The organism is Geomonas edaphica, assembly GCF_004917075.1.
Taxonomy (GTDB): domain Bacteria; phylum Desulfobacterota; class Desulfuromonadia; order Geobacterales; family Geobacteraceae; genus Geomonas; species Geomonas edaphica.
Window position 1 is genome coordinate 1281729 of the sequence record NZ_SSYB01000001.1, and the last position, 23887, is coordinate 1305615.

The 23887-nt window shown below is 60.8% G+C and carries 19 protein-coding genes; 4 read left to right on the forward strand and 15 right to left on the reverse strand.

Annotated features, from left to right (window positions below):
• Positions 1-57: 57 nt before the first annotated feature.
• Entirely contained in the window at positions 58-1779 is a 1722-nt protein-coding gene (locus E8K79_RS05560; RefSeq protein ID WP_136513833.1) for a proline--tRNA ligase, read from the reverse strand.
• Positions 1780-1810: 31 nt separating this feature from the next.
• On the reverse strand, positions 1811-2869 hold the full coding sequence (gene ispG / locus E8K79_RS05565; RefSeq protein ID WP_136513834.1) for a flavodoxin-dependent (E)-4-hydroxy-3-methylbut-2-enyl-diphosphate synthase: 1059 nt from the start codon (positions 2867-2869) through the stop codon (positions 1811-1813).
• A 160-nt stretch (positions 2870-3029) separates the two neighbouring features.
• On the opposite strand from ispG, the gene E8K79_RS05570 reads away from it, so the two are divergent.
• Complete coding sequence (locus tag E8K79_RS05570) at positions 3030-3683, forward strand: hydrolase (RefSeq protein ID WP_136513835.1); 654 nt, start codon at positions 3030-3032, stop codon at positions 3681-3683.
• Between the two features lie 56 nt (positions 3684-3739).
• The gene (locus E8K79_RS05575) at positions 3740-5536 is read left to right on the forward strand and encodes an amidohydrolase (protein ID WP_136513836.1); all 1797 of its coding nucleotides are present in this window, start codon (positions 3740-3742) and stop codon (positions 5534-5536) included.
• Between the two features lie 4 nt (positions 5537-5540).
• Here the strand turns inward: E8K79_RS05575 and E8K79_RS05580 are convergent, their stop codons facing one another.
• Positions 5541-6074, reverse strand: a complete 534-nt coding sequence (locus E8K79_RS05580; protein ID WP_198419775.1) for a YbhB/YbcL family Raf kinase inhibitor-like protein — start codon at positions 6072-6074, stop codon at positions 5541-5543.
• Between the two features lie 156 nt (positions 6075-6230).
• Here E8K79_RS05580 and rlmD point away from each other — a divergent pair, with 156 nt between their 5' ends.
• Positions 6231-7886, forward strand: coding sequence for a 23S rRNA (uracil(1939)-C(5))-methyltransferase RlmD (gene rlmD / locus E8K79_RS05585; protein ID WP_246043729.1), 1656 nt, complete (start codon positions 6231-6233; stop codon positions 7884-7886).
• Positions 7887-8157: 271 nt separating this feature from the next.
• Positions 8158-9363 carry an HD domain-containing protein gene (locus tag E8K79_RS05590; RefSeq protein ID WP_136513837.1) on the forward strand — a complete coding sequence of 402 codons (1206 nt, stop codon included), beginning with the start codon at positions 8158-8160 and terminating at the stop codon, positions 9361-9363.
• Between the two features lie 95 nt (positions 9364-9458).
• Here E8K79_RS05590 and E8K79_RS05595 read toward each other — a convergent pair whose 3' ends face one another.
• The 12 genes from E8K79_RS05595 to E8K79_RS05650 form a co-directional block, all read right to left on the reverse strand.
• Positions 9459-10682, reverse strand: a complete 1224-nt coding sequence (locus tag E8K79_RS05595) for an HD-GYP domain-containing protein (RefSeq protein WP_136513838.1) — start codon at positions 10680-10682, stop codon at positions 9459-9461.
• A 258-nt stretch (positions 10683-10940) separates the two neighbouring features.
• The gene (locus E8K79_RS05600) at positions 10941-11489 is read right to left on the reverse strand and encodes a 2-oxoacid:acceptor oxidoreductase family protein (RefSeq protein WP_135871174.1); all 549 of its coding nucleotides are present in this window, start codon (positions 11487-11489) and stop codon (positions 10941-10943) included.
• 19 nt (positions 11490-11508) lie between these two features.
• On the reverse strand, positions 11509-12321 hold the full coding sequence (locus tag E8K79_RS05605) for a 2-oxoacid:ferredoxin oxidoreductase subunit beta (RefSeq protein WP_129126502.1): 813 nt from the start codon (positions 12319-12321) through the stop codon (positions 11509-11511).
• A 1-nt stretch (position 12322) separates the two neighbouring features.
• Entirely contained in the window at positions 12323-13456 is a 1134-nt protein-coding gene (locus E8K79_RS05610) for a 2-oxoacid:acceptor oxidoreductase subunit alpha (RefSeq protein WP_136513839.1), read from the reverse strand.
• A gap of 21 nt (positions 13457-13477) precedes the next feature.
• A complete protein-coding gene (locus tag E8K79_RS05615; RefSeq protein ID WP_129126504.1) occupies positions 13478-13669 on the reverse strand; it encodes a 4Fe-4S binding protein in 192 nt (63 codons plus the stop codon).
• Positions 13670-13844: 175 nt separating this feature from the next.
• Entirely contained in the window at positions 13845-14798 is a 954-nt protein-coding gene (mdh, locus tag E8K79_RS05620; protein WP_135871171.1) for a malate dehydrogenase, read from the reverse strand.
• Between the two features lie 65 nt (positions 14799-14863).
• A complete protein-coding gene (locus E8K79_RS05625; RefSeq protein ID WP_198419776.1) occupies positions 14864-17092 on the reverse strand; it encodes an NADP-dependent isocitrate dehydrogenase in 2229 nt (742 codons plus the stop codon).
• Positions 17093-17599: 507 nt separating this feature from the next.
• Positions 17600-18283, reverse strand: coding sequence for a LysM peptidoglycan-binding domain-containing protein (locus E8K79_RS05630; RefSeq protein WP_246043730.1), 684 nt, complete (start codon positions 18281-18283; stop codon positions 17600-17602).
• Between the two features lie 23 nt (positions 18284-18306).
• Entirely contained in the window at positions 18307-20091 is a 1785-nt protein-coding gene (gene aspS, locus E8K79_RS05635; RefSeq protein ID WP_136513841.1) for an aspartate--tRNA ligase, read from the reverse strand.
• Positions 20092-20297: 206 nt separating this feature from the next.
• Positions 20298-21020: a FadR/GntR family transcriptional regulator gene (locus tag E8K79_RS05640; protein WP_136513842.1), complete on the reverse strand. Its 723-nt coding sequence runs from the start codon at positions 21018-21020 to the stop codon at positions 20298-20300.
• Positions 21021-21140: 120 nt separating this feature from the next.
• The gene (locus E8K79_RS05645) at positions 21141-22382 is read right to left on the reverse strand and encodes a (Fe-S)-binding protein (RefSeq protein ID WP_136513843.1); all 1242 of its coding nucleotides are present in this window, start codon (positions 22380-22382) and stop codon (positions 21141-21143) included.
• Positions 22383-22504: 122 nt separating this feature from the next.
• Positions 22505-23878 (reverse strand): FAD-binding oxidoreductase, encoded by a 1374-nt coding sequence (locus E8K79_RS05650; RefSeq protein ID WP_136513844.1) that lies wholly within the window; start codon positions 23876-23878, stop codon positions 22505-22507.
• Between the last annotated feature and the right edge of the window lie 9 nt (positions 23879-23887).

Below are 23887 nucleotides of genomic sequence, written 5' to 3' on the forward strand. Positions count from 1 at the left end.
CACGCCCTCACCCCTACCCCTCTCCCGAAGGGCGAGGGGATGTTATCTGTTTGAGTGTCAGACCTGCAACGCCTCTTTAACGGCTGCCTTCACCTTGGCTACGGCTTCGGCTATGGGCAGGATCTCCACTTCGCCGCTTCTTCTCTCTTTCAGCTCAACCTTGCCTTCTGCCAGCGTCTTGGCGCCAACCACAATCCTGAGCGGAATGCCGATCAGGTCGGCGTCCTTGAACTTGAAGCCGGGGCGCTCGTCGCGGTCGTCGAGCAGCACTTCCACGCCAGCTTCCAGGAGTTCGTTGTAGATCTGCTCGGACGCTGCCTTCACTTCGTCATCCTTCGCGGACAGCGCGGAGACGATGCAGTGGAAAGGTGCGATGGGGATCGGGAAGATGATGCCGTTCTCGTCATGGTTTTGTTCGATGCAGGCGGCGACGGTACGACCGATGCCGATGCCGTAGCACCCCATGAAGATGATCTGTTCCTTGCCGTTGGCGTCGAGGAAGCTCGCGTTCAGGGCCTTGGAGTACTTGGTCCCGAGCTTGAAGACGTGGCCGACTTCGATGCCGCGCCAGATCTCGAGCTTGCCGCTGTCGCAGCGCGGGCAGGGGTCGCCGATCACGACGTTCCTGATGTCGACGTACCCTTCCACGCTGAAATCGCGCCCGATGTTGACGTTCTTCAGGTGCATATCGGCGGCGTTCGCGCCGGTGACGAAGTTGTGCATCCCCTCCAGCGAGAGGTCGGCTATCACTTTCACCTTGCCGGCGAGGCCTACCGGTCCTGCGTAGCCGGTGGGAGCACCAGTCACCTTGAGGACGACGTCGTCCTCGGCCATTTCGATCTCGGCGGCGCCCAGGTGGTTCTTCAGCTTGATCTCGTTCAGGTCGTAGTCGCCGCGCAGCAGGGCAACCACCGGCTCGCCATCGGCGACGAGCACGAGGGTCTTCACCACCTGGGTCGCGTTGACGCCGAGGAACGCGGAGACTTCCTCGATGCTCTTCTGCCCCGGAGTGGCGATGCGCTCCATGGGACGGGGATCGGCGTGTTCCGCTGCCGCGCTCTTCCTGGTCTCGGCCTTCTCCATGTTTGCCGCGTACTCACAGCAGGAACAGGAGACGATGGCGTCTTCACCGGAGTCGGCAAGCACCATGAACTCGTGTGAGTAGTTGCCGCCGATGGTGCCGGTGTCGGCCTCGACGGCACGGAACCTAAGCCCGCAACGTTCGAAGATGCGGCGGTAGGCCTTGTACATCTTCTCGTAGGAAACGTCGGCACCCGCCTCGTTCACGTCGAAGGAGTACGCGTCCTTCATGATGAACTCGCGGCCGCGCATGAGGCCGAAGCGCGGGCGGATCTCGTCGCGGAACTTGCCCTGGATTTGGTACAGGTTAATGGGCATCTGCCGGTAGCTCCTGATCTCCTTGCGGATCAGGTCGGTGATGACCTCCTCGTGGGTCGGTCCCATGCAGAACTCGGCGTCCTTCCTGTCCTTGAAGCGCAGCAGTTCTTTGCCGTAGAAATCCCAGCGCCCGGATTCCTTCCAGAGCTCGGCCGGCTGCACGGCGGGCATGAGGAGCTCGATGGCCCCTGCCCGGTTCATCTCCTCGCGGACGATCTGCTCCACCTTGCGGATGGAGCGTAGCCCCAGCGGCAGGTAGTTGTAGATGCCGGCGGCGAGTTTCCTGATCATGCCGGCGCGCAGCATCAGCTTGTGGGAGATGACCTCCGCATCGGAAGGGGTTTCCTTAACGGTAGGGATAAAGTACTGGGAGTAACGCATAGTTCGACCTCTTTATGAATTTAAAAACGTTTTAAGCTTTCGACGTTGCCTTCAGGACTTCTTCAATGAGTGCGTCAGCCAGTTGGTCCTGGGGGACCTTGCGCAGGATCTCGCCGTGCTTGAAGAGAAGCCCCTCGCCCCTGCCGCCCGCTATGCCGAAATCGGCTTCGCGTGCCTCGCCGGGACCGTTCACCGAGCACCCCATGACGGCGACGGTGATGTTGCTCTCCACGTAGGCCAGGCGCCGCTCCACTTCCTCGGCGACCGGGATGAGATCTACCTGGCACCTGCCGCAGGTCGGACAGGAGACGAAGTTGATGCCGCGCTGTCTGATGCCGAGCGACTTCAGGATGTCATAGGCGACGCGCACCTCGTGTACCGGATCGCCGGTCAGCGACACGCGCATGGTGTCGCCGATTCCCTGGTGCAACAGGATGCCGAGCCCCACTGAGGACTTGATGGTGCCGGAGAAGACGGTGCCCGCCTCGGTGACGCCGATGTGCAGCGGGTAGTCGACCGCGTCAGAGAGTAGCCGGTAGGCCTCCAGCGTCCTCAGTACGTCGGACACCTTGATGGAGATCTTGATCTCCCGGTAGTTGAGCTCCTCGAGGATGCGGACGTGGCCGAGCGCTGACTCAACCATCGCTTCCGGGGTCGGGTGCCCGTACTTGACCAGGAGTTCCTTCTCCAGCGAACCGCCGTTCACGCCGATACGGATCGGGATTTGTCTTTCGGCGGCCGCCTTGACCACCTCGGCGACCTTCCAGCGCTCGCCGATGTTGCCTGGGTTGAGGCGCAGGCCGTCCACGCCGGATTCGAGCGCCTGCAAGGCGAGCTTGTAGTCGAAGTGGATGTCGGCGATGAGCGGCATGGGGCTCCCCGTCTTGATTGCTGCGAGGGCCTTTGCGGCATCCATGTCGGGCACCGCGCAGCGCACTATCTCGCACCCTGCCTCGGCAAGGCGACCTATCTGTTCCAGTGTCGCGGCAACGTTCCTTGTGTCGGTGGAACACATGGACTGAACCGAGCAAGGAGCGCCGCCACCGATCGGCACGTTTCCTATCATGATCTGCCGGGTGAGTTTTTTCATAGCGAGACATACTAGCTAAATCTATGGGGAAAAGCAAGGAGGATAACCCCTCCGCTGTTGCAGTAAAGGGGCTGCGACAGTCCGCAAATTCCCACGCCACTTATCAGCGGTGGGACTATACTGTGCCTATTGGAGGTAAAAGACACAGGAGGTAGCTGTCATGAGTAAACTCGATCTGCTCAATCCAACAAACAGCACAGTCATCTTCATCGACTTCCAGCCTCAGATGACTTTCGGAGTTGCAAGCATAGACAGGCAGACCCTTATGAACAACGTGATCCTGTTGGCAAAGGCCGCCAGGATCTTCCGCGTCCCCACCATCCTCACCACCGTCGAGACCAAGAGCTTCTCAGGCAACATGTGGCCCCAGCTCCTGGACATCTTCCCTGACAACGACATCATCGAACGGAGTTCCATGAATTCCTGGGATGATCCGAAATTCGTAGAAGCGGTGCAGGCAGCGGGGCGCAACAAGCTGATCATGGCCGCGCTCTGGACCGAGGTCTGCCTCGCCTACCCGACGCTCGATGCCATGAAGGCGGGGTACGAAGTGTACGCCGTGGAGGACGCCTCCGGGGGGACCAGCGTCGTCGCCCATAACGCGGCGATGCGTCGCATCGAGCAGGCGGGAGCCGTGCCGATGACTGCACTGCAGGTGATGCTCGAGTACCAGAGAACGTGGGCGCGCAAGGAGACCTACGACGACGTGATCGCGGCGGTGAAGGAGCATGGCGGCGCGTACGGCCAGGGGGTCGAGTACGCCTACACCATGGTGCACGGGGCACCGGCAAGCCGCACCGTTTCCTCGAAATAGTGAACGGCAGGCAAGGGATCAACCCCTTGCCTGCTTTTTTTCGGGAGGTGACGCAGATGAAGGGACCTGACCTGATTATATATAACGGCAGGATCAGCACGCTGGACGCCCAACGTCCCGAAGTCTCCGCCGTCGCGATCAGCGACGGCAAGGTGGAGGGTCTCGGCGGGGAGGAGCTGATCGCTGATGCAGACGAACATACGCAAAGGATCGACGCCGCAGGACGCCGGATAATCCCGGGACTGAACGACTCACATATCCACGTCATCCGGGGCGGACTCAACTTTAACATGGAGCTGCGCTGGGATGGGGTGCCGTCGCTGGCACTCGCCCTTGAAATGCTGAAAGAGCAGGCGAGACGGACCCAGCCACCGCAATGGGTACGGGTGATCGGCGGCTGGACCGAGTTCCAGTTCAAGGAGCGGCGCATGCCCACCCTGGAGGAGTTGAACCTGGCGGCGCCCGACACCCCAGTCTTCGTGCTGCATCTCTACGACCGCGCCCTGGTGAACCGGGCGGCGCTGCATGTGCTTGGTTACGGCAAGGATACGCCTGACCCGCCGGGTGGGGTGATCGAGCGGGACAGAAACGGCAACCCGACCGGACTTTTGATTGCGAAACCGAACGCCATGCTGCTATACGCGAGCCTCGCCAAGGGGCCGAAGCTCTCCTTCGAGGACCAGATGAACTCCACGCGCCATTTCCTCAGGGAGTTGAACCGGCTCGGGCTCACCAGCGCCATCGATGCGGGAGGCGGCTTCCAGAACTACCCGGACGACTACCGGGTGATCAACGAGCTCGCCGACCGGGGTGAACTGCCGCTGCGCATCGCATACAACCTCTTTACCCAGCACCCCAAAGGTGAACTCGCCGATTTTTCGGAGTGGGTGACCATGACGGGACCGGGACAGGGGGACGATTTCCTGCGCATGAACGGGGCGGGCGAGATGCTGGTGTTCTCGGCGGCGGATTTCGAGGACTTCCTGGAACCTCGCCCGGACCTCCCGTCGGATATGGAGGGAGAGCTCGTGCAGGTTGTACGACTTCTGGTCGAGAAGCGCTGGCCCTTCAGACTCCACGCCACCTACGACGAGTCGATCACGCGCTTCCTCGACGTTTTCGAGGCGGTGCACCGCGTGGTTCCTTTCGCAGGGCTCCGTTGGTTCTTCGATCATGCGGAGACTATCTCAGCCAGGAATCTGGAGCGGGTCGCCGCACTCGGCGGCGGTATCGCGACCCAGAACCGCATGGCCTTCCAGGGCGAATATTTCCTGGAACGCTACGGCGAGCGGCTCACGTCACACGCTCCCCCCATAAGGTCCATGCTGGAGATGGGGATTCCGGTGGGAGCTGGTACCGACGCGACGCGGGTGTCGAGCTACAATCCTTGGCTCTCGCTTTACTGGATGGTGAGCGGGCGAACCATTGGCGGAAGCATCCTTTACCCCGAACAGAACCGGCTGACCCGCATGGAGGCCCTCACCCTGTACACCCGCGGGAGCAGCTGGTTTTCCCAGGAGGAGGGGAAAAAAGGTTCCCTCGCTCCGGGCGCGCTGGCCGACCTCGCCGTGCTCTCGTCCGATTACTTCACGGTTCCCGAGGAGGAGATCAAAGGGATCGAGTCCGTGCTTACCGTCGTCGGCGGGAAGGTGGTGTACGGCGGAGAGGAGTTCGGCAACCTGGTCCCGCCCCTACCGGTGAGCCCGGACTGGTCGCCGGTGGGGCGGTACGGGGGGTATCACAAAGTGGATGGGCAAGCCGAGGTGCAGCCCCTGCATAGGGGGCACGCCCACACCTCGTTGCAGAGGGGATGGCGCTTCCCCCCCCCCAGATGCGACTGCTTCGTGTATTGAGGCGTCACCTGTGCGCGTAGAGACCTAGGAGCTCGGTCTGTGCCAGGATTTTTCCCCTCATGGCAAGGTCGAGCTCTTTTCTCGTGCTGTTGGAGGGAAGGTTCAGACGTTCGGAGAGTGCGTAGAGGCGGAAGTAGTAACGGTGCTGTCCGGACGGCGGGCACGGGCCGCCGTAGCCTTTGCGTCGCCAGCTGTTCATCCCCTGTTCGGCCCCGTGGGGAACGCTACCCTGCGCGATTTCCCTGGTGGCCGGATCGATATTCCAGAGCACCCAGTGCACCCAGGTCCCAGCCGGTGCATCGGGGTCGTCCACGATGAGGGCAAGGGATCTGGCTTCACCGGGGACTCCGGAGATGGCAAGCGGCGGGCTCGTGTCGGAGCCGTCACAGGTGAAGGCGGCCGGAATGCGGGCCGAGTGACTGAACGCGGAACTGGTCAGTTTCATCTGCGACATCTTTGCCTCCTTTGCCTGCAGCGGCAATGCGGCGCACAACATCCCCACCACAAGGAACAGCAGCTGCTTTCTCAGGCTGGCCATGGTCTCCTCCAAGGCTTAAATCTGTCTCGACTCGTCTCTCACCGACACAATGAGAGTTGCGCCAGCGTTAGTGTATCCCTCGGGGTCACCTATGCAAGGCAGAGTGGCAGCAATTCGGCGGTTGACACGGTTGGCTTTTCAATCTATGAAAGAAGGATGAAAAATACCAGCAAACCAAAGCATTTCACCGAGAACTCAAAACCTTCCCGCAAGGAAAACACTCCCGTTCCGAAGACGAAGAAGCTGGCAGCCAAGCCGGAACGGGCAGCGGCGGCCCCTTCCCGCGCAGAGAAACCTGCCCGTCCCGCAGCAGGAAAGCCACGCGACCAGCGAGAGCAACCCGCAGGAAAGACCTTCAAGAAGGCCGATGGCAAAGCGCCCGCCAAACAGGCAAAGGGGAAACCGGCGCGTCCGGTCGGTGCCAGGGAAGAGCGCCAGCCTGCGCTGCGTAGCGGCCAGGTGCTGGAACTCCAGATTATTTCAAACAACGAAGAGGGGTTCGGCATCGCCATCCACGAAGGGACCCGCGTTCTCATAGCTGGCGGACTCGCCGGTGAGACCGTCGTCGGGAAGATCACCTACGTCGGACGCAGGGAGTCCTTCGCCAACATCATAAAGCTTTTGAAGCGGTCGCCCGACCGCGCCCCCTCAGCGGCCTGCACCATGGGGAAGGCCTGCGACGGCTGCGGTCTCATGCAAATGCGCTACCCGGCCCAGCTCGCCTGGAAAAAGGAAATGGTGAGCCGCCAGATCCGCAGATACCCTTCCCTTTCCGGGGCCACCATACATGACGTGATCGCCTCACCGAGCGAGCTAGGCTACCGCAACACGGCGAAACTCGTCGTCGCCGGCAAGCACTCCGACCCGGTGATCGGAATCTACCGTCGCAACACGCACGACGTGCTGGAGATCGAGGACTGCGCGCTGCACCATCCGCTGATCAACAAGGTGGTTAAGGCCGCAAAGGCCGGGATCAAGAAGGGGAAGGTGCAGATTTACAACCCGAAGAGCGAGATGGGGCTCTTACGCTACCTGGTGGTGCGCGTGGCCGAGCCCGGCAACCAGGTGATGGTGGTCTTCGTGACCACGGACCAGGGCTACAACGAGATGCACCACCTGGCCAAGTTCATCCAGCAGGCAGTCCCCGAGGTCGCCGTCGTGGCACAGAACATCAACAACTCTACGGGGAACGTGATCTTCGGCCACAAGGACCGCTCCATAACGAAGGCGCAGAGTCTGAAGGCCTTCATCGGTGACAAGAGCTTCAACCTCTCGCCGCACTCCTTCTTCCAGGTGAACAGCGGCGCCGCCCGCATCATCTACGAGAAGGTGCGGGAGTTCGCGCGTCTCTCCGGCAAGGAGCGGGTGATCGACCTTTACTGCGGCATCGGCGGCATCTCGCTTTTCCTGGCGGACCAGGCACGTGAAGTGGTGGGGATCGAGGTCGTCGAGGCGGCCGTCGCCGACGCCACCGCCAACGCGGTGATGAACCGCGCCGACAACTGCAGCTTCGAGGCGGGCGATGCCGTGCATCTTATCGACGAGATCGGCGAAGAGGGGGGCGCGGACCTGATCGTGCTGAACCCGCCCAGGAAAGGGTGCGAAGAGAAGGTTCTAAAGAGCGTAGCGGCCATAAATCCTGCCCGTATCATCTACGTCTCCTGCTCACCGGAAACCCTGGCGCGCGACCTGGACATCCTGTCCCGTCTGGGGTACCGGACCCTCGAGGTGCAGCCGGTGGACATGTTCCCGCAGACGGTGCACGTCGAGGACGTGGCTCTCTTGGAAAAGGCACAAGACTTAAAGGCTTAACGCAAAGGCGCAAAACCGCCAAGACGAAAAGAGGTAAAAGACTGGCTTTGGGAATTTCTCGAAGCCTTTCTTTTGCTGTTGTTTTTCACTCCTGTTTATCTTCGGCGCGGCATCCTTCATTGTTTCTGAACATCTTTAACGCAAAGACGCGGAGCCGCAAAGACGCAGAGTATAGAGATGCCAGACTTGTTTTTTCCAGTTTAAGGTTTTCTTAGCGCCTCTGCGCCTTGGCGTCTTTGCGTTAAGTTTTTCGTCTTCAGACGAGGGTTTTATGGACCGGCTGATTGCGGCATTGAAGAGGTTCTTCCCGGAGCACCTGCACCCTTCCATCTTTCTGGTTGGCGGAATGGTGCGGGACGTCCTTCTGGGGGTGGATTGCCAGGATGTGGACCTCGTGGCTGCGGCTCCCGTCTCGGAGCTCACCGCGCTGGGGTTTCGCCTCGTCGAGTCGAAAAGCACCCCTAATATCTATTTCCGCTTCAAGGAGCCCTTCGGGAAGATCGAAATAACCTGGCTCCCGTCGCTCGACGCGCTCCCCGCAGACCTTTCCCGGCGCGACTTCACCGTGAACGCCATGGCCATGTCACTTGAGGGGCGGCTCGTCGATCCCCTCGGCGGCAAAGCCGACCTAGAAGGTCGCGTGTTGCGCTGCTGCTCCCCCGAAAGCCTTACCAATGACCCGCTGCGCATCCTGCGCGCCTTCCGGTTCGAATGCGAGGGTTGGCGGCTTGATGCTGAAGCGGAGCGGATCCTGAATGGACGCGACTGGACGGCATCCCTGCAGCGCATCCCGGTGGAACGGTTTTCCCAGGAGATGCTCAAGGCGCTCGCCAAGGATGATCCCTCCCGGTTCTTCCGCCGCATGCTGGAGTTCAACATCGGCGTCAACTTCCTCCCCGAGATCTTCAGAATGGCGGAGATTCCCGCAGGTCCTCCGCAACACCACCCCGAGGGTGACCTCTTCACGCATTCCCTGCAGGTGCTGGAACGGATGGCTGGACTGACACCGGCGCCCGTCGCCCGCTTCTGTGCCCTCTTCCACGATCTCGGCAAGCTCTACACGCCGCCGGAACTGCATCCCAAACACCACGGGCACGACACGCTGGGGGCCGAGCAGGTACCGGCCTTCTGCAGGAGACTGAGGCTACCGGTCGCACTGCAACGTGCGCTGCAGGCAACGAACCGGCTGCACAACAACGCTAATCGTTGGGAAGAACTGCGGGATTCGACGAAGATACGGCTCGCGCTGGATGCCATCAAGGGGGGGATTCAGGAGTTCCTACCTTTGCAGGTGGCGGCGGACTTTCATGCTTCCATGCCGGGGTGGGAGGTGGCGCTCGAGGTGGCTAAGTTGAACGCGGCGCAGTTGGGCATCGATCCGGCACTACTGGACGGTAAGGAAGTGCCGCCGGAGAAGTTGCAGCAGATCATCATGCAGCAAAGGGTGAGTCAGTTCAGGGTACGGATGGGGGGATGAAACCTTCCCTCACCCTGTCCCTCTCCCGTCGGGCGAGGGGACGCTTCTTGCTGCATTTCCGCAGAGGACAGCTTTCTCCCCTCCTTCTACCTTATCTATTTCGCATCGGCCGGGGTCACCGCTCGGTCATAGCCTAGTTTCAGAATCGAACTGTCGAAGATCATCTCGAACATGTGCTCGATCCTGAAAAAGGCGGCGAGAACGGTGGGGTCGAAATGAGCTGCCGGGTTGATCCGGTCGTCCCCGTTTCGAAACACATGGAGGGCTTCCTCATGGGTCATGGCCCCCTTGTAACTGCGGCGTGATCGGAGTGCGTCGTACACGTCAGCGACCTTAACGATGCGCCCCGAGATGGGAATCCGCTCACCCCTGAGCCGCTTGGGGTACCCGGTGCCGTCCCAGTTCTCGTGATGCGAGAGTGCGATCTCTCTGGCGATCCGAAGTCGCGGGGAATCGCCTATGATCTCGGAACCGTAGGCGGGATGCTGGCGTATCAGTTTCATTTCCCGCGGCGTAAGCCTTCCTTCTTTGAGCAGGATCTCGGTGGGGATGCGGATCTTGCCCACATCGTGCATCTGCGCCGAAATGGACATGTCGTTCACGAACTCGTTGTTGAACCCCATGTTGGCCGCAAGCGCGCCGGCGTAGCGGTTCACGCGGACGATGTGGCGGCCGGTATCGGGCTCGGCGGCCTCGCAGGCACGCGCGAGCGCCTGTATGGTGTAGGTGAACGCGTGCTCCGTCTCGCGCATCCCGTTGGAGACGGTCACCAGTGAACCGATCATGACGGCGGCACTGCGTAGAACATCCGCGTCGTACTCGGTTACCCTCCCCTGATAATTGAAGGCCTCTATTACCCCTTTCACGTCCCCGCTGATCCGGCAGCTTACGAAGTTCAGGATCGGCTCTTCCATCGCCTCAAGCACCTTGGGATGAAAAAAAGACTGGAATTCCTCGATGCTCGCGCAGATGTCGTTCCAGTTAAGCGCCACCACTTCGGCTCCACCTTCGACAAGAAGAAGGCTCCCGGCGTAGCTAGAACCAGGTTCGATGCTTATTGTCTCTGAGCGTTCAAGCAGTCGCTCGTCACGCAGATGAAATACCTGGCCGTTGCAGCAGGTGGCGTCGGGCCCTTCGTTGGCGATGAGGATGCCAGAAGGGCCGCGGCGGCCGTTTCCTCCAAGTAACTTGCCCAGCACTTCGTTGTATAGTTCGTCGCTGCTGAACTTGCGGCGGGTTAGATCGCGCAATGTGTCATCGGTGAGGGTGATGAGATCGAGGGTCTGTCTCAGCGCTAGTTGACACAGTTCAAGGGGCATGCGGCGATCCTCTCAGGCTTTGCTGCTTTGCTTTGTAAGAGTGGATTCTAGCTTACAGGTGGCATAGTGCAAGATTCGCCTGCTGCAGCCATCTGACTTGTCGGATTTTTCGGATCGGTATGACGGACTGGCTGCGTGCGCGCTAGCCTGCTAACAGGCAGGCGAGCTGACAAGCCGGCGGGCGACTGCGCGCCCAACGCGTAAAAAAAAAGGCCCGGCAGTTACGCCGGGCCTTTCCGTGCTACAGAGGTGATGCGATTAGGCCTTGGCCGCAGTCGCCTTCTCGAAACCAAGCTGGAACGCCTTCTTGTTCAGCTCCATGAAGGCTTCCGGAACACGGGCGAGAACTGCCTTCTCGGCCCCTTCCTTGCTGACCACGCCGGTCAGTGCCACCATGGCGCCCAGCGCCACGATGTTGGCAACGATCTCACGACCGACTTCGTTCTTGGCGGTGTTGATGATCGGGAAGGCAACAGTCTTGAAGTTCCCCTTGGGAAGCTTGGTCACCAGGTCGGAATCGACCAGCAGCACCCCGCCTTCCTTCAGGTCGTGGGAGTACTTGTCGCAGGCTTCCTGGGTAAGCGCGAGCAGCGCGTCGACGACGGTCGCCTTCGGGTAGTCGATCATGGTGTCGGAAACGATGACCTCCGACTTGGATGCACCGCCCCTTGCTTCGGGACCGTAGCTCTGCGACTGAACGGCCTGCTTGCCGTCGTAGATGGAAGCGGCTTCCGCCATGATGACGCCGGCGAGGATGAGACCCTGCCCGCCAGCCCCGGAAAATCTGATTTCATATCTCTGAGACATCTGAGGTTCTCCTCCTTTTTTATTTCTTGGCGCGCTCGATGACTTTCGCGTATTCGTCGGTGTAGTTCGGACGCTCTTCCTTGTACAGAACACCGGTCAGGATCTTGCCTTCAAGCTGCTCGGCAGTCATCTTCTCGGCGGCCTTGACCGGAACGGCGATGTCCTTCAGGCGGTTCATCATCTCGATAACCGACTTGAACTTGTTGCGGCGACCGTAGGTGGTCGGGCAGTCGTCCAGAATCTCGACCACGGAGAAGCCCTTGTGCTGGATCGCTTCCGCGATCAGCTTGTCGATCTGGGTCGCGTGGTACGCGGTGCCGCGGGCGACGAAGGTGGCGCCTGCGCCGATCGCCAGCTTGGCGACGTCGAACGCCGGGTCGGGGTTGCCGTACACGGTGGTGGACGCCTTGGCACCGGTCGGGGTGCAGGGGGAGAACTGGCCGCCGGTCATCCCGTAGATGTTGTTGTTCATGATGATGTAGGTCATGTCGATGTTACGACGGCAGGCGTGGATGAAGTGGTTGCCGCCGATCGCGGTACCATCGCCGTCGCCGCCCACGAGAATGACGTTCATCTCCGGCTTGGCCATCTTGACGCCGGTTGCGAAAGCGGCTGCGCGGCCATGCGCGGTGTGCAGGGTGCAGAAGTCCATGTAGCCCGGAAGACGCGATGCGCAGCCGATGCCGGAAACGATGGCGGTGTTGTTTTTCTGAAGACCAAGGGTGTCGATCGCGCGGATCAGGCCTTTCATGACAATGCCGTGACCGCAGCCCGGGCACCAGATGTGCGGCAGCTTGCCGGGACGGATGTACTTATCGTAATCAAAAGACATGTTACTTAACCTCCTTGATCTTTTCGAGGATCTGCCCCGGGTTGATCGGCTCGCCGTCAACGCGGAAGATGCCGTGGACCGCTGCCTTGCCTTCAGCGCAGCGCTTCACTTCGCCGGTGCACATGCCGAGGTTCATCTCCGGGGTGATGAATGCCTTCACCTTGCCGGCAAGAGCCGCGATCTGCTTCTCCGGGAACGGCCAGAAGGTCTTGATCCTGAACAGGCCAGCCTTGATCCCCTGCTTCCTCGCCTCGTTCACTGCAAAACGGGCGGAGCGGGAGGTGGAACCGTAGGCGACGATGGCGACTTCAGCGTCAGCAAGTTCGTACTCTTCGAACTGAACGATGTCGTCGACGTTGGCTTCAACCTTGCGCACCTGGCGCTCTTCCTCGGCCTGAACCCAGGCAGCCTTGGTGGTCGGGAAGCCGTCCTGCCCCTTGTTGAGGCCGGTCACGTGGAAACGGTAGTCGGTGCCGAAAGCAGCCAGCGGCGGTACGTCGCCGAAGCTCGTGTCGTACGGTTTGTACTCCGCCGGGGTGACGCTCGGAGCGGTCCTGTTGATGACTTCCAGTTCGCCCGGCTCCGGGAACACGATGCGCTCGCGCATGTGGGCCACGATTTCGTCCGGCATAACCATTACCGGGGTGCGGTATTTCTCGGCCAGGTTGAAGGCGCGCACGGTCTCTTCGAAGAGTTCCTGCACGGAAGCCGGGGTGAGGCAGATGGCCGGGTGGTCACCGTGGGTGCCCCACTTGGCGCACATGACGTCGGACTGGGAAGGGCCGGTCGGCATGCCGGTGGAGGGGCCGCCCCTCATGACGTTGACGATGACGCAAGGGGTTTCAGCAATGCAGGCGTAGCCGATCAGCTCCTGCTTGAGCGAAAGGCCCGGGCCCGAGGTCGCGGTCAGTACTTTAGCGCCGGTAAGGGAAGCGCCGATGACGGAAGCCATCGCGCCGATCTCATCTTCCATCTGGATGAATTTACCGCCGATCTTCGGAAGCTCGACAGACATAACCTCTGCCACCTCGGTGGAAGGTGTAATCGGATAACCGCCGAAGAACGTGCACCCGGCGTAGAGTGCCCCCTGTGCGGCAGCTTCGTTCCCCTGAAGGAATGCAACTTTTTTAGCCACTTTCTTACCTCCTAAGATTGTTTACGATACTTTGATTGCAAAATCAGGGCATCTAAGCTCGCACTGCATGCACTTGATGCATGCCTCAAGGTTCTTGACGCTTGCCACAAAACCCTTCATTTCCAAGACCTTGGTGGGGCAGAATTCCACACAGATGTGGCACCCCTTGCAGTACTTCTCGATGATCTCGATGTTAGCCGGTGTTTTCTCCATCAACGTAGCTCCTTTGACAAATTGCCCTCGCAGGCTGTGCAAATTGTGGGTATATAACACATAGTGTATACAAAATGCAAGTGCTCGAATTTACGCCCGAACCCTCACCTTTTGTAAAAAGGGGGTAGAGAGGGGAAACCTCCCTACCCCCTGGTAGTACCTGCTGCAGTTCTTTCTACTTCATGGAACCAACGAGTTCCTTAACCGCGGCGACGGACTTGTCCATCATCGCCTGCTCTTCTGCGTCGAGTTCGAACTCGAGGATCTGCTCGACGCCGTTCTCGCCCAGTACGCAGGGAACGCCGACGTAGAAGCCTTTCACGCCGAACTCGCCGTTCAGGTGTGCGCAGGTCGGCAGCACGCGCTTCTGGTCCTTCAGGATGGACTCCGCCATGCAGATCGCGGAGGAAGCCGGGGAGTAGAAGGCGGAACCGGTTTTCAGCAGGGCGACAACCTCGCCGCCTGCACCGCGGGTCCTCTTGACCATGGCTTCCATGACTTCCTTGGCCTTAGCCTTGTCCTTGTATTTCTTCTCGAGGAGTTCCATGACCGGGATCCCGTTCACAGAGGCATAACGGACCAGCGGCACCATATCGTCGCCGTGGCCGCCCAGGGTCATCGCGTTCACGTCCTTGACGGAAACGCCGAGTTCCCAGGCGATGAAGGTCTTGAAGCGTGCGGAGTCGAGGACGCCGGCCTGACCGATGACGCGGTTGTAGGGGAAGCCGGTGATCTTCTGGCACAGGGTCACCATCGCGTCGAGCGGGTTGGAGATGACGATGACGAAGGAGTTCGGTGCGTGGGCCTTGATCCCTTCCGCGACGGAGGTCATGATCTTGGAGTTGACCTCGATCAGGTCGTCGCGGCTCATGCCCGGTTTGCGGGGAAGACCTGCGGTGACGATGACGACGTCGGCGCCCTGGATGTCCTCGTAGCTATTGGTGCCCTTGAGGCAGCAGTCAAAGCTGTCAACAGAGCCTACTTCGGCGATATCGAGCATCTTGCCCTGCGGAAGGCCTTCCACGATGTCGAACATCACCACGTCACCCAGTTCGCGCAGAGCTGCGAGCTGTGCAAGTACGCCGCCGATCTGACCACCACCGATAAGTGCGATTTTCTTACGTGCCATGTTTTCTTCCTCCGTTAATAGAATGTGATTATCTTCCGGTGAAGCGAATCCTACGTTTACGCCTGTTAGTTGATCGAGTCAACGATCGCGTTCAGGGTTGCACTCGGACGCATCGCGGCCTCGGTCTTGGCATCACTCGGGTGGTAGTAGCCCCCCATGTCGACCGGCTTGCCCTGGGCGCCGATGAGCTCGGCGTTGATCTTCTCTTCGTTCTCCTGGAGTGCCTTCGCCACCTTGGCGAACTTGGCGGCGAGGCCGGCGTCCTTGGTCTGGGCGGCGATAGCCTCGGCCCAGTACATGGCCAGGTAGAAGTGGCTGCCGCGGTTGTCGATCTGGCCGACTTTACGCGCTGGGTTCTTGTTCTGATCCAGGAACTTGGTGTTGGCCACGTCGAGGGTCTCGGCGAGGAGCGCGGCCTTCTCGTTCTTGAAGGTAGCGGCCAGGTGCTCGAGGGAGACCGCGAGGGCAAGGAACTCACCCAGGGAATCCCAGCGCAGGTAGCCTTCCTGCTGGAACTGCTGCACGTGCTTCGGAGCGGAGCCGCCCGCACCGGTCTCGAAGAGGCCGCCGCCCGCGAGCAGCGGAACGATGGAGAGCATCTTCGCGGAAGTGCCGAGTTCGAGGATCGGGAACAGGTCGGTCAGGTAATCCCTGAGCGCGTTGCCGGTAACGGTGATGGTGTCCTTGCCGGCCTTTGCCCTCGGGAGGGTGAACCTCATCGCCTCGACCGGGGACATGATGTGGAGCTCGAGACCGGTGGTGTCGTGATCCTTCAGGTAGGTGTTCACCTTCTCGATCATCTGGGCGTCGTGTGCGCGGTTCTTGTCGAGCCAGAAGACGGCCGGAGCGCCGGTTGCACGGGCACGGCTGACGGCAAGCTTGACCCAGTCGCGGATCGGGAGATCCTTCGCCTGGCAGCCGCGCCAGATGTCGCCCTGCTCTACCTGGTGCTGGATCAGCACTTCGCCGGAGGCATCGACGACGCGCATGGTGCCGTTGAGCGGTGCTACGAAAGTTTTGTCATGGGAGCCGTATTCCTCGGCCTTCTGCGCCATGAGACCGACGTTGGAGGTGGCGCCCATGGTGGTCGGGTCGAACTGCCCGTTTTTCTTGCAGAAGTCGATGCACTCCTGGTACCACTCGGAGTAGCAGGTATCGGGAATCACGCACTTGGTGTCAGCGAGTTTGCCGTCCGGGGCCCACATCTTGCCGGAGTCGCGGATGACGACCGGCATCGAGGCATCGATGATGATGTCGTTGGAGGCGTGCAGGTTGGTGATCCCTTTGTCGGAATCGACCATGGCCAGCGGCGGCTGCTTGGCGTAGGTGGCCTGGATGTCGGCCTCGATCTCTGCCTTCTTGCCTGCCGGGAGCTTGTCGAGTTTCTTGTAGAGGTCGCCAAGGCCCAGGTCGGCGTTGACGCCGATCTCCTTGAAGGTCGCCTCATGCTTCTCGAAGACGTCCTTGAAGTAAACGGAGACGAAGTGACCGAAGATGACCGGGTCGGAGATCTTCATCATGGTCGCCTTAAGGTGCACGGAGAAGAGGATACCCTTTGCCTTGGCGTCGTCGATCTGCTCCTGGATGAACTTACGCAGCGCCCGAACGTTCATGAAGGAGCCGTCCAGCACCTCGCCAGCCTGCAGCGGGAGCTTCTCCTTCATCACGGTCACCTTACCCAGGTTGTCGATGAACTCGATCCTGGCGGTGGTGGCCTCTTTCAGGGTCACCGATTTCTCGGAGTGGTAGAAATCACCGGCGCTCATGTTGGAAACGTGGCTCTTGGAGTCGGAGGACCAGGCGCCCATCTTGTGCGGGTGCTTCTTGGCGTATTCCTTAACCGCCTTGGCAACGCGACGGTCGGAGTTACCCTCACGCAGAACCGGGTTTACCGCGGAGCCGAGCACCTTGGCGAAACGTGCTGCGAGCGCCTTCTCTTCGTCGGTTTTGGGCTCTTCCGGGTAGTTGGGGATGTTATACCCCTGGCTCTGGAGCTCGGCGATGGCGGCTTTGAGCTGCGGGATGGAGGCGGAGACGTTGGGGAGCTTGATGATGTTGGCTTCCGGCTTCTGAGTCAGCTCACCGAGGTAGGCGAGTTCGTCAGCGATCTTCTGCTCCGGGGTCAGGTTCTCCGGGAAGTTCGCGATGATCCTGCCGGCCAGCGAGATGTCCCTGGTCTCTACCTCGACGCCAGCCGCCTTGGTGAAGGCGTTGACGATGGGGAGCAGGGAGTAGGTTGCCAGTGCGGGGGCCTCGTCGATCTTGGTCCAAACGATCTTTGCATTAGTTGTCATGATCTCTCCTTGGTTTTTATGCAATGCACAAATACAAAATGGTGGGCAAAGCCACGCTGCATCGCCCGACATGGTGTTTTATCTGTCTGCGGGAGCCCGTCAACCGCCTGCCATCCGGGGCATCTGCCTCCCCTTCGCGGCGTCTCGCAAAATATATGAAGGATTATGGGATGTTAGCAGGATAACTTTGGATTTCAAATTTTGTATACAGTATACAAAACGTTTTTCACTGTCAAGGGAAAATCTGGAAGGAATCTCGTGAAGAAATAAATGGAGGTCAGCGTGAAAACGGGAGGGGGGTAAAGTGCGGAAGCCGCAGCGCACACAGGGGGAAAGGCCTGTTATTGCAGGAGTTTGCGCGAGAACACGGACAAGCGGACAACAGAGGCGTCCATAAAGAGTTGCGGAGGTCCTCTCACCTTCCTGGCACTAAGCGGCCGTCCGGAATCGTCTTTTTTTGATACCGACGAAATACCGTTTAAAAATATCGTCCTACACGGGGTTGGATCAGTGCAGCGGGTGCTCCTGGGCGTAGTGCCTCGCCTCGGCGTAATCGTCGCGCCCCAGGTTCCTGGGAACCCTTAGGATCTGGCCAGGCCAGATGTGCCGCGGGTCGCGGATCTGGTCGCGGTTGGCGCGATAGATCAGGGGCCAGAGATTCCTGTCGCCGTAGACCTCGGAGCGTGATGCGATAAGCGGGAGCGATTCCCCCCGACGCACCGACCAGGATGGAACGAGAACCGGCTCCTTGACCGGCGGCTTTGCTTTCTTCCGCTCAGCCTCGGCGGCCTCCTTCTGGGCCTTTTCGAGCGCCCGCGCCTTGGCGAGGCGTTCCTCCTCCATCTTGGCGAGCCGCTCCAACTCTGCTTGCCGCTGCTCTTCTGCAAGCCGGGCCTTTTCCTCAGCCAGAAGGCGCGCCTTCTCCACAGCCACCTCCCGAGCCAGGAGGTCCCCTTTGAGCAGGGTGAGCTGGAAGTAACGATCCGCCTCCTTGGACTCATCCTCCATCATGAAGGCGTCCCCCTTCAGGAACGCCTGAAGCACGCTGGCGTACTCGGCGGGGTACAGACGCTCTCCACCCTCGAACTTGAGCTGGTCAAGCTTGGCCGCGGCTTCCTCACGAAACCGCGGCGGCTGCGTTGCGCAGGCCGCCGCGGAAATAAGAAGCAGCAGGGTTATCAGTCGGGCCAAAAGCCTCAATGGCGGACGCCCCTTTATTGTTTGACGGCGAGACGGATACCCAGGTCGCGCAACTGCAGCGTATCGACGCCGGAGGGGGCTTCGGACATGAGGCAGGCGCCCTTCTGCGTCTTCGGGAAGGCGATGACGTCGCGGATCGATTCGGAGCCGGTGATGAGCATCATGAGACGGTCGAGGCCGAAGGCGATGCCGCCGTGCGGCGGGGTGCCGTACTCGAGGGCGTCCAGAAGGAAGCCGAACTTGCCGCGGGCGTTCTCCTCGGAGAGGCCGAGCATCTTGAACATCAGGGACTGCACCTCCTCCTGATGGATCCTGATGGAACCACCGCCGATCTCGTTGCCGTTCAGCACGAGGTCGTATGCCTTGGCGCGGCAGCGGCCGGGATCGCTCTCGACGTACTGCAGGTCCTCGTCCATCGGGGCGGTGAAGGGGTGATGCACCGCCGCCCAGCGCTTCTCCTCGTCGTCCCACTCAAGCAGCGGGAAGTCGGTGATCCAGACAAAGCGGTACTCGTTCGGATCGGTGAGCCCCATCTTGGCGGCCAGGTGGTTCCTGAGCTTGCCGAGGGAATCGTTGACGACCTTGGGCTTGTCGGCCACGAACAGGAGCAGGTCCCCTTCCTTGGCGTCAAAGGCCTTATCCATGGTGGCGATCTCTTCCGGGGTGAAGAACTTCGCGATCGGGGACTGCCACCCTTCCGCGGTCATCTTCACGTAGGCGAGCCCCTTGGCGCCGTAGATCTTGGCGAATTCGGTGAGGTCGTCGATCTCCTTGCGGCTCATGGAGCCCGCGCCCTTCACGTTCATCCCCTTGACGATGCCGCCGCCGTTCACCACGTCCGCGAAGACCTTGAAACCGGAGTTCTTGACGATGTCGGAGAGCTCGACGAGTTCGAGACCGAAGCGCAGGTCCGGGTTGTCCACGCCGAAGCGGCGGATCGCCTCCTGGTAGGTCATCCTCTGGATCGGGAGATCGACCTTCACGCCGCGCGCCTCGGTGAAGATGCGGGCCATGAGCCCCTCCATCACTGTGATGATGTCTTCACGGTCGATGAAGGACATCTCGCAGTCGATCTGGGTGAACTCGGGCTGGCGGTCGGCGCGCAGGTCCTCGTCGCGGAAGCAGCGCACGATCTGGAAATAGCGGTCGAAACCGGAAACCATGAGGATCTGCTTGAAGAGCTGCGGGGACTGCGGCAAGGCGTAGAAGTCACCCTTGTTGATGCGCGAGGGGACCAGGAAGTCGCGGGCGCCTTCGGGGGTGGACTTGGTGAGAAACGGGGTCTCGAGTTCGAGGAAACCGTTGTCGGTCAGGTACTGGCGGGTCAACTGGGCGACCTTGGAGCGCAGGATCATGTTCTGCTGCAGCTGGCCGGTCCTCAGGTCAAGGTAGCGGTACTTGAGGCGGATGTTCTCGTTCACGTCGACAAAACCGTCAAGCGTGAAGGGGAGCGTCTTGGAGGGGTTCAGGAGCTTGCACTCCTTGACCAGCACCTCGACCGCGCCGGTTTTCATCTTCGGGTTCACGGTCCCTTCCGGGCGGGCCGCCACGGTCCCTTTGATGGCGAGGACGTACTCGTTCCTGGCGCCCTCAGCCTTTCCGTGTGCGTCGCCGTTTCTTTCCGGGTCGAAAACCACCTGGGCGATACCGTCCCTGTCGCGCAGGTCGACGAAGATGAGACCGCCGTGGTCGCGCCGCTTGGAGACCCACCCCATCAGGACCACATCCTGACCGATGTGCTCGGCCCTCAACTCGCCGCAATAACTGGTTCTCTTCCAATCGCCCAGAAAATCTATCATGTAAACCCTCCTTGGTTTTATCTGCAGGGAAATAAATCGCGTAACTATAACTAAAAAGAAAATTTGCTTCAACCAAAAAGGAGCCCGCGGCAAGCCCTTTTAACAGGCACAGCGCGCCTCACGCGCGTCAGCGGAGCCAGATGCAGAGGCAGAAAAAGCCCGGCAGAGATCTCTGTCGGGCCCTTGAGGGTGGTTCTGGTAAAGGTCTATTCGGAGCCGCGCATCGATACGTAGGCGGAGCAGCGCTTCTGGGCGAAGTCCAGGTGCTCGAGCATGGCGCCGCGGGCACCGTCGGCGTCCCGGTCCCGGATCATCTCGTAGATCTTCAGATGATGGTTGAAGAGCAGGCGCTGATCCTCCTCGGTTAGGTAGACGGCGCGCCAGACATCGCGCTGGAATTCCTGCATAGCCTCGAAGATGCTCTGCATCATGTGCGACCAGACCACGTTATGGGTGGCGCGCGCCACCAGCATGTGGAAGTGGGCGTCGAAGTCCTCGGAGTGCTTCAGATCCTCGAGGTTCTTCCTCATCCCGTCGATCACCGCCTCGATACGCCTGATGTCCTCGGGGAGCGCACGGGTGGCCGCATACCAGGCGGTCCAGGATTCCATCCCCTTGCGCACCTCGATAACGTCCAGCGCGCGATCCCCGTCGATGCGGATCAGTTCGGTGAGTGGCATGGCCGCCGTATTTTCCACCAGGGAGCGCACCAGCGTCCCGCCCCCCTGGTAGGTCTCGACGAGACCGGAGGAGGTGAGGATGTTCAGCGCCTCGCGCACCGAGGGGCGGGATACCCCGAACATCTCGGCCAGTTCGCGCTCGGGAGGAAGCTTCTCTCCCGGGTTGAATTCACCCGCCAAAATGGAGCTGCGGATCTGCTCGGCGATCTGCGTCGATACCTTTTTGGGTTTAATCGGCGTAAATTTCATGAAGGCACCGATACTACATTAGATAAGCTAAGGCAACATAATTTTTGGGCTCTAGGCGCGCCGATGGCGTCAAATTGACGCACCTGACAGCGGCTTTTGGAGCCGGCTTCCACCCCTCTCTCAAGCGTCCATACTCATCTGCAGAAGCTCGGTCAGGTGGATCACCTTGACCGGCGGGGTCGCCTCTGAGAGTGCCTTTTTGAGCTGCAACAGACAACCGGGGTTGCTGGTTACGAGGTAGTCTGCGCCGGTCTTTTGTACGTTTAAAACCTTGCGCGAGAGCACCCGGTCCGACATCTCCGGCTTCTCGATGTTGTAGGTACCCGCCGACCCGCAGCAGGCGTCCGCCTCGGGGAGCTCGCGGAAGTCGATCCCCGGTATGAGGTTTATGATGGTGCGCGGCTGGCTGCGAATCCCCTGGCAGTGCGCAATGTGACACGGGTCGTGGTAGGTCACCTTTACAGGGAGCGGTTTCAAGAGCTCCTTAAGGGCGCCCGCCTCGCCGGCCAGAACCTCGGATATGTCGCGCACCTTGGCGCTGAAGGTGGTCGCCCCCTCCTCCCCGTCCAGGTGATGGCCGTACTTTTTGAGCTCGGCGCCGCAGCCGCCGCAGTCCGTCACCACGAAGTCGAGATCGTGCGATTCAAAAAGGTCCGTGTTGAAGCGGGCCGCGTCCTTCAGCCCCTCTATGTCATGCCCCAGCATGTTGGGTGCGCCGCAGCATTTCTGGTCCTTTGGCGTCACCACCTTGTACCCGAGGGCGGAGAGGAGGTTGACCGTGGCAAGACTTGCCTCGCTGAAGATGAGACTCATGACGCAGCCGAGGAAAAAGCCGGCCGTCCCCTTCTCCTTCCCCACCGCGGGGGTCACCTCGCTTATGGTCTGGCGCAGCGGCGCATCGGGGAGTTTCGGGAGGAGTCCCTCCATGCGGCCCAACGCCTCGGGGAACATCTTCAAAAGCCCAAGGGAGCGGACCACCTTCTGCAGGCCGGTTTTCTGGTACAGCCTGAGCGGCGCCGTGGCGGCCTCGAGGCGGTCCGGGTGCGGTACGAGCTTTCTGAGGACCATGTCCTCCATGAAGGAGAGCCCCTTCTCGTTTTTCCGCTCGCAGCGGAACTCGGCGACCAGTTCACCTGCGTTGACGCCGCAGGGGCATGCCGAAGCGCACGCCTGGCAATCGAGGCAGAGCGAGACGTACTCGAGGAACTTCTCGCTCTCCACGAGTTCCCCTTCCTGGAACTTGCGCACCAGCGCAACGCGACCGCGCGGCGAGGCGGTCTCCAGGAAGGTCTCCTTGTAGGTCGGGCAGTGCGGCAGGCACATGCCGCAGCGCATGCAGTTGATGAGTTTTACGTAATCCATGATGGCCTCTTTATTTGCTGAGCTTACCGCCAGTCCGCCAGTCCGACTGGTCCGACTGGTCCGACTGGTCCGACTGGTCCGACTGGTCCGACTGGGTCCGACCGGTCGCCGCTGGCGCCTGCCTAGAAGATCTTCCCGGGGTTCAGGATCCCTTTGGGGTCGAACGCTCCCTTGATGCCGCGCATGACACGCAGCCCGGACTCGCCCACGAGCTTCGGCAGGTATTTCTTCTTGGCAACCCCTACCCCGTGCTCGCCAGTAATGGTCCCCCCCATGGCAATGGTCGCCTCGAAGATCTCGCCGAACGCCTGGTGCGCCCTCTTGATCTCGTCCGGGTTCCGCTCGTCGGTGAGGCAGGTCGGATGCAGGTTGCCGTCGCCGGCGTGCCCGAAGGTGCCGATGAGCAGGTCGTATTTCTTCGCGGTGTCCTGGATCAGCTTCACCATCGGGGCAATGCAGCTCCTCGGCACGGTGGCGTCCTCGAGGATGGTGGTGGGACGTACGCGGGCCAGTGCGGAGAGCGCCACGCGGCGGGCGGTAGCGAGCTTCAGCGCCTCCTCGGGACTCGCCGCGGTCTGGAAGAAGGAGCAGTGGTGCCGTTCGCAGATGTCCCTGATCCCAGCCGCGTCCTCCTCGACCTGTGCCGGGTGTCCGTCCACCTCGATAAGGAGCACGGCGTCCACGTCAAGTGGAAGGCCTACCTTCGCGTAGTCCTCGACGCACTTGATGGTGGTGCGGTCGAGAAACTCCAGCGTCGCCGGGATGATGCGTGCCGCGATGATGTGCGAAACTGTGAGCGCGGCCTGCTCGAGCTGCGGGAAGTGCACCAGCATGGTCTTCTTGGTCTGCGGCTTGGGGATCAGCTTCACGGTGACCTCGGAGAAGATGCCCAGAGTCCCCTCGGAGGAGACGAGGAGCTGGTTCAGGTTGTACCCCGCCACGTCCTTCACCACCTTGCCGCCGGTCTTCAGGATGTCGCCGTTGGCAAGTACGGTCTTCAGTCCCATCACGTAATCGTCGGTGACGCCGTACTTGAGCCCCCTGAGCCCCCCGGAGTTCTCGGCAACGTTGCCACCCATGGTGGAGATGTTCATGCTACCCGGGTCGGGCGGGTAGAAGAGCCCCTTCGCCTCCACCTCGCGGTGCAGGGCCGAGGTGATCACGCCGGTCTCGACGGTTGCGGTCAGGTTCTCCTCGTCGATCTCGAGGATGCGGTTCATCCGGCTGGTCTGCAGCACGACCCCGGCGTCGAAGGAAATAGAGCCGCCGGAGAGGTTGGTGCCGGAACCGCGCGGGGTGACCCTGATGCCGGAACCGTCGCAAAGCGCCAGGACCCGGGCGATCTCTTCCGTGCTCTTAGGAAGCACCACGACGCCCGGCCTGCTCTGCAGCTCCGGCGTAGAATCGTAGCCGTAGCAGGCAAGCGATTCTGGGTCCGAAAGGGTATATTCCGCTCCGACTATCTCAGCGAGCGCCTTTATGAAACTGTTTTCCATGGCAATCGT

Bases quoted from the DNA above. Each gene is read 5' to 3' on its own strand.
- E8K79_RS05580 (WP_198419775.1), bottom strand. From the start codon at position 6,074: ATGGCCAGCCTGAGAAAGCAGCTGCTGTTCCTTGTGGTGGGGATGTTG.
- rlmD (WP_246043729.1), top strand. From the start codon at position 6,231: ATGAAAAATACCAGCAAACCAAAGCATTTCACCGAGAACTCAAAACCT.
- E8K79_RS05615 (WP_129126504.1), bottom strand. From the start codon at position 13,669: ATGGAGAAAACACCGGCTAACATCGAGATCATCGAGAAGTACTGCAAG.
- aspS (WP_136513841.1), bottom strand. From the start codon at position 20,091: ATGATAGATTTTCTGGGCGATTGGAAGAGAACCAGTTATTGCGGCGAG.
- E8K79_RS05570 (WP_136513835.1), top strand. From the start codon at position 3,030: ATGAGTAAACTCGATCTGCTCAATCCAACAAACAGCACAGTCATCTTC.
- E8K79_RS05560 (WP_136513833.1), bottom strand. From the start codon at position 1,779: ATGCGTTACTCCCAGTACTTTATCCCTACCGTTAAGGAAACCCCTTCC.
- E8K79_RS05645 (WP_136513843.1), bottom strand. From the start codon at position 22,382: ATGGATTACGTAAAACTCATCAACTGCATGCGCTGCGGCATGTGCCTG.
- E8K79_RS05595 (WP_136513838.1), bottom strand. From the start codon at position 10,682: ATGCCCCTTGAACTGTGTCAACTAGCGCTGAGACAGACCCTCGATCTC.
- E8K79_RS05650 (WP_136513844.1), bottom strand. From the start codon at position 23,878: ATGGAAAACAGTTTCATAAAGGCGCTCGCTGAGATAGTCGGAGCGGAA.
- E8K79_RS05590 (WP_136513837.1), top strand. From the start codon at position 8,158: ATGGACCGGCTGATTGCGGCATTGAAGAGGTTCTTCCCGGAGCACCTG.
- E8K79_RS05640 (WP_136513842.1), bottom strand. From the start codon at position 21,020: ATGAAATTTACGCCGATTAAACCCAAAAAGGTATCGACGCAGATCGCC.
- ispG (WP_136513834.1), bottom strand. From the start codon at position 2,869: ATGAAAAAACTCACCCGGCAGATCATGATAGGAAACGTGCCGATCGGT.
- E8K79_RS05600 (WP_135871174.1), bottom strand. From the start codon at position 11,489: ATGTCTCAGAGATATGAAATCAGATTTTCCGGGGCTGGCGGGCAGGGT.
- mdh (WP_135871171.1), bottom strand. From the start codon at position 14,798: ATGGCACGTAAGAAAATCGCACTTATCGGTGGTGGTCAGATCGGCGGC.
- E8K79_RS05625 (WP_198419776.1), bottom strand. From the start codon at position 17,092: ATGACAACTAATGCAAAGATCGTTTGGACCAAGATCGACGAGGCCCCC.
- E8K79_RS05605 (WP_129126502.1), bottom strand. From the start codon at position 12,321: ATGTCTTTTGATTACGATAAGTACATCCGTCCCGGCAAGCTGCCGCAC.
- E8K79_RS05575 (WP_136513836.1), top strand. From the start codon at position 3,740: ATGAAGGGACCTGACCTGATTATATATAACGGCAGGATCAGCACGCTG.